Here is a 274-nt window from a genome sequence, read left to right on the forward strand (position 1 = left end):
GAAAATAAAGGATTGGTTGTTATTAAAAAAAATGGAGGACCTTATATTAATAGATTTGATCTACCCGGGGGTAGTTTGGAAGATGGGGAAGAATTAAGTGTTGCGATTAAACGTGAAATTAACGAAGAAACAGGTTTGACTGTTTTACAGTCCCATCAAATAGGTATTACTAGCTTTAAATATCCTTGGGACTATCTAAACTTTCACTTTAATCAGCATATTGCAGTATTTTATGATATTCAAAAATTTTCGGGAAATATTGAGGAAGTTGCAC

1 protein-coding gene is annotated in these 274 nt (G+C 32.5%); it reads left to right on the forward strand.

The window, feature by feature from the left end:
* Positions 1-274 (forward strand): NUDIX domain-containing protein (locus FDW96_RS02885; RefSeq protein ID WP_137365195.1); only part of this gene is annotated, 274 nt, incomplete at both ends.

Source organism: Citrobacter sp. TBCS-15 (assembly GCF_005280815.1).
Lineage (GTDB): Bacteria > Pseudomonadota > Gammaproteobacteria > Enterobacterales > Enterobacteriaceae > Citrobacter > Citrobacter werkmanii.